Here is a 12,288-nt window from a genome sequence, read left to right as displayed (position 1 = left end):
CCTCGCCACAGGGTTTGTATTCCATTCCACAAGGGCTGTGTGTTCCTGGCCACAGCGTTTGGGTGTCCTCGCTACAACTCCACCTTCACCCAACTCACCGGCTGATCCAGCCAATCGGCGAATTCATCGATGAACTCCTGCTTGAACCCCGCCTCCAGCCAGTTGTTGAAGATGAACCCGAGGTTGGAGAAGCCGCACGGCTGCAGGAACAGGAAGCCGTTGATGTCATCTTCATGCCCGCACTCGGGACAGGTGAAGTTGTCGGTGCGCCCTGGCATCCACTCCTCCAGGCTTTCGAACAGCGCCTCACCAATCTCCCGGCGACACTCGGCGCAACCGGCTTCTTCAAGAAAGCCCTTGGCCGGCGTATAGATGCAGCGCTTGGTGATGATCTCCAGGCCATTGATCGACTCGCCGAACGGCAAGGCTTCGGGGTGCATGACCACCGCGCGGGCACCGGGGGCGATGGCATGGGCCATGCGATTGCCGGTGCGCCCGCAAGTGGTCAGTTGTTCTTCGACGATATTCTTGCGCACCAGCCAGCGCACGATCGCCCGGGCCCGAGGCTCGTGGACCGGCAGGGTGGAAATTTTCGGGACGATGATGCTTTGCGAATTCATGGCGAGGCCTGGCGGTTTCCCTGGCGGATCTTATAAAGGGCCGGCAGCTTAATCCCTGGCTGGGCCAGGTCAAGCACTCAAGTAACGCCCGATCAAGGCAATGCCGCTGGCGAGCACCAGCCAAGTCACCAAGCGCACGAACGCCTCGCGCGACAACCTCATGGTCAGGCGACGACCTACCCACAGACCCAGCGCCATGGCCGGCAACAAACACAGCGCCAGTGCCAACAAGGGTAGCTCGGCATACACCCCGGCGACGATAAACAGGCTCAAGCGCACCACGGTGCTGCAACTGATCAGGGCACTTTGCGTGGCCCGGGCCGGGTCCTTGGGCAGGCGACTGTTCAGGTAGATCGCATACAAAAAGCCGCCACTGCCAAACAACGCCCCGAACATCCCACCCGCCGTGCCCATCGGGAACGCCCACAATGAAGACAACTGCGCGGGCCGGGTTTTTATCAACAGGCTGTAGATCGCATAAGCGCAGATGAACAGCCCCATCAACAATAGCAACAGATCCGACTTGAGGTTGAGCAGGAAAATCACCCCCAGCGTGCAGCCCACTGCCATGCAGGGCAGCAACCGCAGCAGCTCCGGCCGGGACACGTCCCGCCGCGATGGCAACAGGTTGCCGAAGGCCGCGACAAAATCGAGCAAGACCAGCAGCGGGACGATTTTCGACAGGGGCATGAACAACAGCAGGACGGGCGCGGCCACCAGCGCCGTGCCGAACCCGGCGATGCCGAACACGATGTAGGCCAGGGCAATGGCCGAGGCGATCACCAGCCATTCCATCGGGGCAAATGCCCACTGGCCCAACCATGGGAGAAGATTCATCCGGCACTTCTTTGATGAGGAGAGCCGGGACTTTAGCCAGAGGTCGGGGGCATATCCAGCATTTATGGTGGCTGCACCACCGCTATCGCGAGCAGGCTCGCTCCCACATTGGATTTCCATTGGATTCAAATGCTGTGTACGACGCAGAACCCTTGTGGGAGCGAGCCTGCTCGCGATGCAGGCGACTCGGTCTAATTCTCTGTACACATGGAGATTCAGCCACAAATGCCCTTATTATGCCGCCCATGATTAAAGATCCCTTTGCCCGACTGGGCCTGGACCGCGAGGTCCTGACTGTCAGCCAGCTCAACGGCCGTGCGCGGGTGTTGCTTGAAGACGTGTTCAGCAACATCTGGGTCGAGGGCGAGATCTCCAACCTCGCCCGCCCCGCCTCAGGCCATGTGTATTTCACTCTCAAGGACAGCGGCGCCCAGGTGCGTTGCGCGCTGTTCCGACAGAACGCCGCACGGGTGCGCCAAGCCTTGAAGGACGGGCTGGCGGTGAAGGTGCGCGGCAAGGTTTCGCTGTTCGAAGGTCGTGGCGACTATCAACTGATCCTCGACACCGTGGAACCGGCCGGCGATGGCGCCCTGCGCCTGGCCTTCGATGCCCTGAAGGAAAAGCTCAGCGCCGAGGGCCTGTTCAGCGCCGAGCGCAAGGTGCCGTTGCCGGCCCATCCACAACGCATTGGCATCATCAGTTCACCCACCGGCGCGGTGATCCGCGACATCATCAGCGTGTTCCGCCGCCGCGCGCCGCAGATATCCCTGACTTTGATTCCCACCGCCGTGCAAGGCCGCGAAGCCACCGCGCAAATCGTCCGCGCCCTGAAACTGGCCGATGCCCGCGGTTTCGATGCGCTGATCCTGGCCCGGGGCGGCGGTTCGCTGGAAGACTTGTGGTGCTTCAACGAAGAAGCCGTGGCCCGGGCGGTGGATGCCTGCGTCACGCCGATCGTCAGCGCCGTGGGCCATGAAACCGATGTCTCCATCAGTGACTTCGTCGCCGACGTCCGCGCGCCGACTCCGTCCGCCGCCGCCGAGCTGCTGGCGCCAGATGCCGGCGACCTGGTGCGCCGGGTCGAAAGCCTGCATCGCCGGTTGGTGATGCGCATGCGCGACCGGCTGATGCGCGATCAACTGCGCCTCGAAGGTCTTACCCGACGCCTGCGCCATCCCGGTGAACGCCTGCGCCAGCAGGCCCAACGCCTCGACGACCTGGACATGCGCATGCGCCGGGCCTTCGAACGCAGCCTCAATACTCGCCGCGAACGGCTGATCCGCCTGGAAACCCGCCTGGCCGGGCAGCATCCGGGACGCCAACTGGCGATGTTGCACCAGCGCCTGGACAGCCTCGCCGAACGCCTGCCCCGGGCCATGCGCGAAGGGCTCAAGACGCGACGCGTGCAATTGCACAACCAGATGCAGACGCTGCACATCGTCAGCCCCCTGGCGACCCTCGGTCGCGGCTACAGCATTTTGCTCGACGAGCGCGGCCATGCGATCCGCAGCGCCGAACAAACCCAGACCGGCCAGCGCCTGACCGCCAAGCTCGGCGAAGGCGAACTGCTGGTGCGGGTCGAAGACAATCACCTGACGCCGGTCACCCTTTCTTTACTGGATTGATTCATGCCGCGATATCTCGCCCCCTTGTTCTTGCTATGCCTGACCTTCAATGCCCACGCCGACAGCTACATCACTCGTTTGTTGAACAAACCGGTACCCGGCGGCGTGGCCGTGGTGGACCTGGGCAGCGCAGCCAAGGCACCGAAAGCCAGTTACCAGGGCAAGCCGGTGCTGGTGGTCAAGGAACAGAACAACTGGCTGGCAATTGTCGGCATCCCGCTGACGGTCCAACCCGGCACCCAGCAGATCAGCAGTGGCGGCAGCACCCAGCCGTTCGTGGTCGGCTACAAGAAGTACCCCGAGCAGCACATCACCCTGAAGAACAAACGCCAGGTCAACCCGAACCCGGCGGACCTCAAGCGCATCGACGCCGAACTGGCGATGCAGTTGAAGGCCTATCGCAGCTTCAGCCCGAACATCCCTAGCAACCTGTTGCTGGACAAACCGGTCAACGGTCCGCTGTCGAGCAAGTTCGGTGTGCGCCGTTTCTTCAATGGAGAAGAGCGCAACCCCCACGCCGGCCTGGACTTCGCCGTACCCGCCGGCACACCGATCAAGACCCCAGCCGCCGGCAAGGTGATCCTCACCGGCAATTACTTCTTCAATGGCAACACCGTGTTCGTCGACCACGGCCAAGGCTTTATCAGCATGTTCTGCCACATGTCAAAGATCGACGTGAAAGTCGGCCAGCAACTGGCCCGGGGGACCGTGGTCGGCAAGGTCGGCGCCACGGGACGGGCGACCGGGCCGCACATGCACTGGAACATCAGCTTGAATGATGCTCGCGTGGACCCGGCGATTTTTATCGGGGCGTTTCAACCCTGAGTGTTTGTGGTGAGGCTACTGGCCTCTTCGCGAGCAGGCTCGCTCCCACATTGGGATCTGCGGTGAACACAACATTGGCAACCACAAAGATCCCTTGTGGGAGCGAGCCTGCTCGCGAAGACGTAGGCCCTGGCACCACCATCCTTGGAATTGCCGAGCCCTAAATATCGGCGCAATCCTTAAGACTCATTCTGCACAGTCACGCGATTAAATCTCGCAAACCCTCCTAAAAGCAGAACTTCTCTCAATTTTTTCCGACTGCTTGCAACCCTCTCCTCACGCGGTTAGGGTTGAAAGCATGAAAACCTCTCACACCCTCATCCAGCTTCGCCAGCACCGCAGCCTGTGCCTCGTCAGCGCACGACTGCCAGGCTGAATCGCGGCACCTCGTCCCGGCTGTGAAGCCACCCCCATCGAACCACCGGCAGGCCGCCTTTTTCCGGCCACGACAATAAGGATTTCCCCATGAGCATGCTCAAAGACCCGTCTTCCAAGTACCGCGCCTTTCCGACCATCAACCTGCCGGATCGCACCTGGCCGTCGAAGACCATCACCGCCGCGCCGATCTGGTGCAGCTCCGACCTGCGCGACGGCAATCAGTCGCTGATCGAGCCGATGGACGCGGTCAAGAAGCTGCGCTTCTGGAAAACCCTCGTTGCCGTGGGCGTGAAGGAAATCGAAGCATCGTTCCCAGCCGCTTCGCAAACAGATTTCGACTTCGTACGCACCCTCATCGAGGAAGGCCACATCCCGGACGACACCACCATCCAGGTGTTGACCCAGGCCCGTGAAGACCTGATCGCCCGCACGTTCGAATCCCTGCGTGGCGCGAAAAAAGCCATCGTCCACCTGTACAACGCCACCTGCCCGTCGTTCCGCCGTATCGTGTTCAACCAGGACAAGGAAGGCGTGAAGGAAATCGCGGTGAACGCGGCCAAGCTGTTCGTCAAATACGCGGCGCAACAGCCGGAAACCCAATGGCAGTTCGAGTATTCGCCAGAGACCTTCAGCGCCACCGAGCTGGAATTCGCCAAGGAAGTCTGCGACGCGGTGATCGAAGTCTGGAACCCGACCCCGGCGCGCAAGGTGATCCTCAACCTGCCGGCCACCGTGGAAGTCGCCACCCCGAACATCTACGCCGACCAGATCGAGTGGTTCCACCGCAACATCACCCGTCGTGACAGCGTGCTCATCAGCCTGCACACCCACAACGACCGTGGCACCGGCGTGGCCGCTACCGAGCTGGGCCTGATGGCCGGCGCCGACCGTGTCGAAGGCTGCCTGTTCGGCAACGGCGAACGCACCGGCAACGTCGACCTGGTAACCGTGGCGCTGAACCTCTACACCCAGGGCATCAACCCTGAGCTGGACTTCTCCGACATCGACGGCGTGCGCAAAGTGGTCGAGGAATGCAACCAGATCCCGGTGCACCCGCGTCATCCGTACGTCGGCGACCTGGTTCACACCGCGTTCTCTGGTTCGCACCAGGATGCGATCCGCAAAGGTTTTGCCCAGCAGAAATCGGACGCCCTGTGGGAAGTGCCGTACCTGCCGATCGACCCAGCCGACATCGGCCGCAGCTACGAGGCGGTGATTCGCGTGAACAGCCAGTCGGGCAAAGGCGGTATCGCCTACCTGCTGGAACAGGAATACGGCATCAGCCTTCCGCGTCGCATGCAGATCGAATTCAGCCAGGTGGTGCAGCGCGAAACCGATCGCCTGGGCCTGGAAATGACCGCCCAGCAGATCCACGCCCTGCTGCAGCGTGAATACCTGCAAGCCAACACCCCGTACGCGCTGGTCAGCCATCGCCTGCAGGAAGAAAACGGCAACAGCGCCGTGGAAGTGGAAGTGGCGAGCAAAGGCCAGGGCGAGACCAACCTGCACTGGCGCGGCCGAGGCAACGGCGCCCTGGAAGCACTGGTGGCCGGCCTGCCGATTCCGGTGGAGATCATGGACTACAACGAACACGCCATCGGCGCCGGCACCAATGCCAAGGCCGCGGCGTACATCGAACTGCGGGTCAACGGCGAGCGTGCGGTGCATGGTGTGGGCATCGATGAGAACATCACCACCGCGAGCTTCAAGGCGCTGTTCAGTGCGCTGAACCGGTCGCTGAGCCAGCCAGAGGCCAAGGCGGCTTGATCGGTCGCTGAAAATCAAAAAGGCCCCGGGGTGTGAATCCTGGGGCCTTTTTGTTTGGCTGATGGTTTTGTGTGGCCTGTTCCGGCCTCATCGCGAGCAGGCTCGCTCCCACACTGGTCGGCATTATGCAAAACCCTGTGGGAGCGAGCCTGCTCGCGATAGCGGCCTGTCAGGCAACGCAAGTCTCAGGCATGGGTATCGATCGAAATAGTCATCGCCTGCAACAGCGCGGCCTGCAAGGTTTGCAGAGTCGCCTGGGTCGCCATGATCTGGGTCTGGATCGCCATGGTTTCCTGAGCTTTCTGCTCTTCATCGGCGCGGCTTTTTTGCACCCGTGCCAGCTGGGCTTGCTGCTCGGCCAGCAGCTTCTGGGTCTGTTCGATCTGCTTCTTCAGTTGCTCGATGACATCGCCGGTGCCGCTGCTGCCACCCGCACCAGCGATATTCGCGCCGCTGGTGTCGACTGCCAGTTTCTTGTCTTTGTCTTCGCTGCTGTCAGTCGATGCCACTGGGCTGACTGCTTTCTCTTCTTCAGCCCCGCGGATGGAGACCTTTGGGGCCGACAATGGATAAGGGTTAACGGTCGTTGCGCTGATACTGGTCATAGGGACTCCTCCTTGGCTGACCCGTTATCGGCACCCGACAGCGTTTCTTGAGGCTGAATCGTTTCAATAAATGAATTCGAAGCGATCGGCATCCAGGTTCGCCGGAAACCGCGTGCGATACGCCGCCAGGTCCGCCGCCTTCAAACACACCCGGAACACGCCATCGGCTTCGCCAGCACTGAGCAAGCTCTCGCCCTGAAAGTCCAGTACCTGGCTGTCCCCGGTGTAGGCGAAGCCCTTGCCGTCGGTGCCCACACGGTTGACCGCCGCCACGTAGCACAGGTTCTCGATCGCCCGGGCCGGCAGCAGCCGATTCCAGTGCTGACGCCGGGCCCCGGGCCAGTTGGCGGTGTACAACAGCAGGTCGGTGTCCTCGGCATCCCGACTCCACGCCGGAAAGCGCAGGTCATAGCAGATCAACGGCCGGATCCGCCAACCCTGGAGTTCGAACAGCACCTGCTGGTCACCCGGTGTGTAGTGGTTATGCTCGCCGGCCATGCGGAACAGATGGCGCTTGTCGTAATGCAGCACTTCACCGTCCGGCCGCGCCCACAGCAAGCGATTGCGATGGCTGCCGTCGCCGGCCTGGATGATCACGCTACCGGTGATCACCGCGTCCAGTTTCGCCGCCTGGTCCTTGAGCCAACGGCTGGTGGGCCCGTGCTCAGGCTCCGCCAGGGTCTCGGATTCCATGGAGAAACCGGTGGTGAACATTTCCGGGAGGATGATCAGGTCAGCCCCGCGCGCCTGTTCGAGCAGCGCTTCGAAATGTTCCAGGTTGGCCTCGCGGTCATGCCAGGCCAAGGTGGTCTGGACCAGGGCAATGTCGAGGTCCGGCAACGCGCTCAAATCACGCATAGTTTTTCCGCCGCTTCGCGCAGCGTCTCCTCGCGTTTGGCAAAGCACAGGCGCACCAGGCGCTGGCCTTGTGGTGGGTTCTCGTAGAACACCGAGATCGGAATCGTCGCCACGCCATGCTCGCGGGTCATCCACAGCGCCATGTCGACGTCATTCAGGTCCGGGCGGATCTGTGAGTAATCCACCAGTTGAAAATACGTGCCGGTCACGCGCTTGAAGCTGAACCGCGACGGGGCCAGCAGATCGCAGAACAGGTCACGCTTGGCCTGGTAGAAGTCCGGCAGTTCGTCGACGTGTTCCGGATGCTCGGCCATGAAGTCAGCCAGGGCGTACTGCAACGGCGTCACGCCGCAGAAACTGACGTACTGGTGCACCTTGCGCAGCTCCGCGGTCAGCGCCGCTGGCGCCACCACGTAGCCGGTTTTCCAGCCCGTGACGTGATAGGTCTTGCCGAACGAACTGACGACAAAGGCCCGGCGGTACAGCTCTTCATGGGCCAGGACACTGGCGTGGGCAACGCCGTCGAACACCAAGTGCTCATAAACCTCGTCGCTGACCAGATAGATGTCGCGGTCGCGAATCAGCGCCGCCAATTGATCCAGTTCGGCGCGGCTGATCAGGGCGCCGCTGGGGTTGTGCGGCGAGTTGAGGATGATCATGCGCGTGCGCGGGCTCAGGGCTTCGCCGAGCTTCTCGAAATCGATGGCGAAGTCATCCAGGCCCAATGACACATGCACGCAACGCCCACCGGCCAATTGCACGGAGGGCTCGTAACTGTCGTAGCTGGGGTCGAAGACGATCACTTCGTCACCGCTGTGGACCACCGCCGAGATGGCGCAGAAAATCGCTTGAGTCGCGCCCGGGGTCACGGTGACTTCCTGGTCGGCATCGACGTTGGTGCCATAGCAGCGGGCAATCTTCGCTGCGATCTGCTGGCGCAGCGCCGGCAGGCCGGTCATGGGTGAATATTGGTTGTGGCCTTGGGCGATGTGCCGACCGACCGCGTCGCGCAAGGCCTGCGGACCATCGAAATCGGGAAACCCCTGGGACAGGTTCAACGCGCCCGTCTGCGCGGCGAGCTGGGACATCTGGGTAAAAATCGTGATGCCGACGTTCGGCAACTTGCTGGTGATCATGGCGTGTCCCTGCTCTGCACCCGGCTCTGGTGCGGCGCGGGAGAGCTCGAGGATAGCCCAAAAAAAGCTGCAAGCAGCAAGCTATAAGCTACAAGCCACAAGCCGGTGCGCCGGAACTTGTAGCTTGCAGCTTACAACTTGCCGCTGCTTCTATTTCTTATCGCGGCGCTTCTTGTCGGCTTTCTTGTGGTGCGACATCAAGCGGCGCTTCTTGTTGACCTGGCGGTCGGTGAGCGTGTTCTTGTTGCCTTCGTACGGGTTCTCGCCGCCCTTGAACTCGATGCGGATCGGCGTGCCGACCAGCTTCAGGACGCGACGGTAGGTGTTCTCCAGGTAGCGAACGTACGACTTGGGCACCTTCTCGATCTGGTTACCGTGGATCACGATAATCGGCGGGTTGGCACCGCCCAAGTGGGCGTAGCGCAGCTTGATCCGACGGTTGTTGACCATCGGTGGTGCGTGCTCGCCGACCGCATCTTCGAGGATCTGGGTCAGGCGGTTGGTCGGCCAGCGGGTCACTGCAGACTTGAACGAGTTCTGCACCGAAGCGTAGAGGTTGCCCACGCCCGTGCCGTGCAAGGCCGAGATGAAGTGGATATCCGCGAAGTCGACGAAGAACAGCCGACGCTGGAGTTCGACTTTCACAAAGTCGCGCTCGCTCGGCGTCATGCCGTCCCACTTGTTGATCGCGATGACCAATGCACGGCCGGCTTCCAGGGCGAAGCCCAGCAGGTTCAAGTCGTGGTCGACCACGCCTTCGCGGGCGTCCATCACGAAGATCACCACGTTGGCGTCTTTGATCGCCTGCAGCGTCTTGACCACGGAGAACTTTTCAACTTCTTCGTGGATCTTGCCGCGCTTGCGCACACCGGCGGTGTCGATCAGCGTGTACTTCTCCTCGTTACGCTCGAAGGGAATGTAGATGCTGTCACGGGTGGTGCCGGGCTGGTCGTAGACGATAACCCGGTCTTCGCCGAGCATGCGGTTGACCAGGGTCGACTTGCCCACGTTCGGGCGGCCGATGATCGCGATCTTGATCCCGTCTTTTTCGCTCGGGCCCGGAATGCGCTTGGCTTCCTCGCCTTCGGCAACGACTTCTTCCTCGCCCTCTTCCGGCTCTTCGGCGTCGTCCTTGGGGAAACTCTCCAGGGCGATTTCCAGCATCTGGGTGATGCCACGGCCGTGGGCGCCGGCGATCGGGATCGCCTGGCCCATGCCCAACGGGGCGAACTCGGCGCGAGCCATGTCCGGGTCGATGTTGTCGACCTTGTTGGCGACCACGTAGGAACGCTTGTTACGCTTGCGCAAATGCTCGGCGATCATCTGGTCAGCGGCGGTAAAACCAGCCTTGGCGTCTACCAGGAACAGCACCACATCGGCTTCTTCAATGGCGAGCAGCGACTGCTCGGCCATCTTTTCGTCCATGCCGTGTTCATCACCGGAGATGCCGCCGGTGTCGACCAGAATATAGGTACGCCCTTGCCACTTGGCCTCACCGTATTGGCGATCACGGGTCAGACCGGACAAGTCGCCGACAATGGCGTCGCGAGTCCTGGTCAGGCGGTTGAACAAGGTGGACTTGCCGACGTTCGGTCGGCCCACCAGGGCGATTACGGGAACCATGCGGCTCTCCACTTCGTTATTTCAGAAAATACAAAAGCCGCTGCGAGGCAGCGGCTGGTGCTCGGGGCCAACCTGTAGGAGCGGGCTTGCTCGCGAATGCGGTGGCCCAATGAGATGGATGTCAACTGATCCACCGCTTTCGCGAGCAAGCCCGCTCCCACATGAATGAAGCCGCTTGGGGGATTAGCCCCAAGCATAGTCTTACTTGATGGTCAGGGCTTCCAGTTTGCCGCTGTTGCCATACACATAGATCATGTTGCCCACCACCAGCGGACGGGCACGCAGGCCGTCGCTGTCGATGCGCTCACGGCCGACGAAACGACCGTCCACCTGGCTGAGCAGGTGCAGGTAACCTTCCAGGTCACCCACTGCGACGTAGCTGGAGAACACTTCCGGGGCCGACAGTTGACGACGGGCCAGGGAGTCGTTGCTCCACAATGCGGTGGTGGAACGCTCGTCGACGCCTTCGACGGTGCCCGAGGACAGGCTCACGTAGACGCTGCCAAAGCCCTGGGCGACACCAGCGTAGCTGGAGGCATCGCGCTGCCACAGCGGACGACCGGTTTCCAGGTCCAGTGCCGCCACGCGACCCTGGTAGCTGGCGACGTACAGCGTACCGCCGGACAGCAGCAAGCCGCCGTCGATGTCGACCACGCGCTCCAGTTCCGAACGACCTTGCGGGATCGCTACGCGCTGTTCCCAGACCGGCACGCCGTTGGAGATATCCAGGGCCACCACTTTACCAGTCGACAAGCCAGCCACCGCCAGGCGGTTGGTGACGATCGGCGCACTGGTGCCACGCAGGGTCAGTACCGCCGGGGTGCTGTCGTACAACCAGCGCTGGTTGCCGGTGGCGGCATCCAGGCCGATCAGACGGTCATCCTGGGTCTGCACCACCACCACGTCACCGTTGGTGGCGGGCGGTGCGAGGACTTCGCTGGTCACGCGGGCGCGCCATTTCTCTTCACCGCTGCTCGCGTCCAGGGCGACGATCTCGCCCTTGAGCGTGCCGATCATGACCAGGCCGTAACCCACGCCAACGGCGCCGGAAACGGGCAGTTCAAGGTCCTTTTCCCATTTGACGTCGCCGTTGGTGCGGTCCATCGCCATTACCACGCCGGTGACGTCGCCTGCATAGATGGTGTCGCCGTCGATGGCCGGCACCAGCATGTTGTAGGTTTCACCCTGGCCATCGCCGATGGAACGGCTCCACTCCTTCTGCAGCACGACTTCTTCTTTGAAGTCGGTCAGTTCGGCCGGCGGCAGTTCTTTCTTGCTGTTGCTGCTGCAACCCGCGGCCAGAATGGCCAGGGCCAGCAATGCTGCATGTTTCCAACGAATCACGTCACGCATCCCCTTTGGCCAGGTCGTCCAGCTTGATTTGCAGGCCACCGACTGCGGCTTCATCCGACAGCGCAGCCTTGGCTTTTTGGTAGGCCGCATGGGCCTCATCGGCACGGCCCAGCTGTACCAGCAGGTCGCCCTTGAGTTCTTCGCGGGTCGCCAGGAACGCCTGGTCGGCATCGCCGTCGAGCAGCTTCAAGGCGTCTTCGGCCTTGTTTTGCGCCGCCAGCACCTGCGCCAGGCGCTGACGCGCCACTTCGCCCAGGGTCGGGTTGACCGGCTTGTCGACGATGGCTTTCAGCTCGGTAGCCGCGTCGTCCAGCTTGCCGCTGTCAACCGCCACCTTGGCCACGAACAGGCGACCGTATTGTGCGTAGGCAGTGCCGCCGAATTCCTTGTCGAGCTTGCCGGCCAGGTCCGCCACGCGGGCCGCGTCAGGCTTGCCGTCCGGAGTCAGGGTGGTTTCCAGCAATTGCTGGTAGAGCACCGAGGCGCCTTGCGACTGGTTGCTCTGGTATTTCTGGTAGGCCTGCCAGCCGAACACGATGACCAGCGCCAACAGGCCGCCAGTGACCAGCGGCTTGCCGTTGCGCGTCCACCAGTCCTTCAAATCCGCCAGCTGTTCATCTTCAGTACTCGACACCCCAATACTCCTTAATCGCTAAATCGG

General features: G+C 62.1%; 11 protein-coding genes. 3 read left to right on the top strand and 8 right to left on the bottom strand.

Translation table 11 applies throughout. The annotated features are described in order from the left end of the window. Window positions 1–71: 71 nt before the first annotated feature. Complete coding sequence (locus J3361_RS23395; protein WP_207966518.1) at window positions 72–620, bottom strand: sugar ABC transporter ATPase; 549 nt, start codon at window positions 618–620, stop codon at window positions 72–74. Between the two features lie 69 nt (window positions 621–689). Further along, window positions 690–1,457, bottom strand: coding sequence for a sulfite exporter TauE/SafE family protein (locus J3361_RS23390; protein ID WP_207966517.1), 768 nt, complete (start codon window positions 1,455–1,457; stop codon window positions 690–692). 245 nt (window positions 1,458–1,702) lie between these two features. Between J3361_RS23390 and xseA the strand changes: the two genes are divergently transcribed. From xseA to leuA, 3 genes are all read left to right on the top strand, one after another. Next, complete coding sequence (xseA, locus tag J3361_RS23385; RefSeq protein ID WP_207966516.1) at window positions 1,703–3,082, top strand: exodeoxyribonuclease VII large subunit; 1,380 nt, start codon at window positions 1,703–1,705, stop codon at window positions 3,080–3,082. A 3-nt stretch (window positions 3,083–3,085) separates the two neighbouring features. Beyond that, the gene (locus J3361_RS23380; RefSeq protein WP_207966515.1) at window positions 3,086–3,907 is read left to right on the top strand and encodes a peptidoglycan DD-metalloendopeptidase family protein; all 822 of its coding nucleotides are present in this window, start codon (window positions 3,086–3,088) and stop codon (window positions 3,905–3,907) included. Window positions 3,908–4,372: 465 nt separating this feature from the next. After that, a complete protein-coding gene (gene leuA / locus J3361_RS23375; RefSeq protein WP_207966514.1) occupies window positions 4,373–6,052 on the top strand; it encodes a 2-isopropylmalate synthase in 1,680 nt (559 codons plus the stop codon). Between the two features lie 185 nt (window positions 6,053–6,237). Here the strand turns inward: leuA and J3361_RS23370 are convergent, their stop codons facing one another. The 6 genes from J3361_RS23370 to J3361_RS23345 all read right to left on the bottom strand — a co-directional run bounded on the left by J3361_RS23370 (window position 6,238) and on the right by J3361_RS23345 (window position 12,261). Further along, entirely contained in the window at window positions 6,238–6,657 is a 420-nt protein-coding gene (locus J3361_RS23370; RefSeq protein WP_207966513.1) for a hypothetical protein, read from the bottom strand. Between the two features lie 63 nt (window positions 6,658–6,720). Next, entirely contained in the window at window positions 6,721–7,515 is a 795-nt protein-coding gene (locus J3361_RS23365) for an amidohydrolase (protein ID WP_186730000.1), read from the bottom strand. After that, window positions 7,503–8,651 carry a pyridoxal phosphate-dependent aminotransferase gene (locus tag J3361_RS23360; RefSeq protein ID WP_207966512.1) on the bottom strand — a complete coding sequence of 383 codons (1,149 nt, stop codon included), beginning with the start codon at window positions 8,649–8,651 and terminating at the stop codon, window positions 7,503–7,505. The genes J3361_RS23365 and J3361_RS23360 overlap by 13 nt, the downstream gene beginning before the upstream one ends. 150 nt (window positions 8,652–8,801) lie before the next feature. Next, window positions 8,802–10,274 (bottom strand): ribosome biogenesis GTPase Der, encoded by a 1,473-nt coding sequence (der, locus tag J3361_RS23355; protein WP_207966511.1) that lies wholly within the window; start codon window positions 10,272–10,274, stop codon window positions 8,802–8,804. A 201-nt stretch (window positions 10,275–10,475) separates the two neighbouring features. Continuing rightward, window positions 10,476–11,627 (bottom strand): outer membrane protein assembly factor BamB, encoded by a 1,152-nt coding sequence (gene bamB, locus J3361_RS23350; RefSeq protein WP_207966510.1) that lies wholly within the window; start codon window positions 11,625–11,627, stop codon window positions 10,476–10,478. Next, entirely contained in the window at window positions 11,620–12,261 is a 642-nt protein-coding gene (locus tag J3361_RS23345; protein ID WP_207966509.1) for a tetratricopeptide repeat protein, read from the bottom strand. Before J3361_RS23345 ends, bamB begins: the two co-directional genes overlap by 8 nt. Between the last annotated feature and the right edge of the window lie 27 nt (window positions 12,262–12,288).

The sequence above is a fragment of the Pseudomonas sp. OA65 genome, assembly GCF_017498305.1.
Classification (GTDB): Bacteria; Pseudomonadota; Gammaproteobacteria; order Pseudomonadales; family Pseudomonadaceae; genus Aquipseudomonas; species Aquipseudomonas zanjanensis.
The sequence above is the reverse complement of the archived record's forward strand: the minus strand, read 5'-3'. Positions and strand labels throughout refer to the sequence as shown.

Coding starts and splice junctions, on each gene's coding strand:
- J3361_RS23395 (WP_207966518.1), bottom strand. CDS start 620: ATGAATTCGCAAAGCATCATCGTCCCGAAAATTTCCACCCTGCCGGTC.
- J3361_RS23390 (WP_207966517.1), bottom strand. CDS start 1,457: ATGAATCTTCTCCCATGGTTGGGCCAGTGGGCATTTGCCCCGATGGAA.
- xseA (WP_207966516.1), top strand. CDS start 1,703: ATGATTAAAGATCCCTTTGCCCGACTGGGCCTGGACCGCGAGGTCCTG.
- J3361_RS23380 (WP_207966515.1), top strand. CDS start 3,086: ATGCCGCGATATCTCGCCCCCTTGTTCTTGCTATGCCTGACCTTCAAT.
- leuA (WP_207966514.1), top strand. CDS start 4,373: ATGAGCATGCTCAAAGACCCGTCTTCCAAGTACCGCGCCTTTCCGACC.
- J3361_RS23370 (WP_207966513.1), bottom strand. CDS start 6,657: ATGACCAGTATCAGCGCAACGACCGTTAACCCTTATCCATTGTCGGCC.
- J3361_RS23365 (WP_186730000.1), bottom strand. CDS start 7,515: ATGCGTGATTTGAGCGCGTTGCCGGACCTCGACATTGCCCTGGTCCAG.
- J3361_RS23360 (WP_207966512.1), bottom strand. CDS start 8,651: ATGATCACCAGCAAGTTGCCGAACGTCGGCATCACGATTTTTACCCAG.
- der (WP_207966511.1), bottom strand. CDS start 10,274: ATGGTTCCCGTAATCGCCCTGGTGGGCCGACCGAACGTCGGCAAGTCC.
- bamB (WP_207966510.1), bottom strand. CDS start 11,627: ATGCGTGACGTGATTCGTTGGAAACATGCAGCATTGCTGGCCCTGGCC.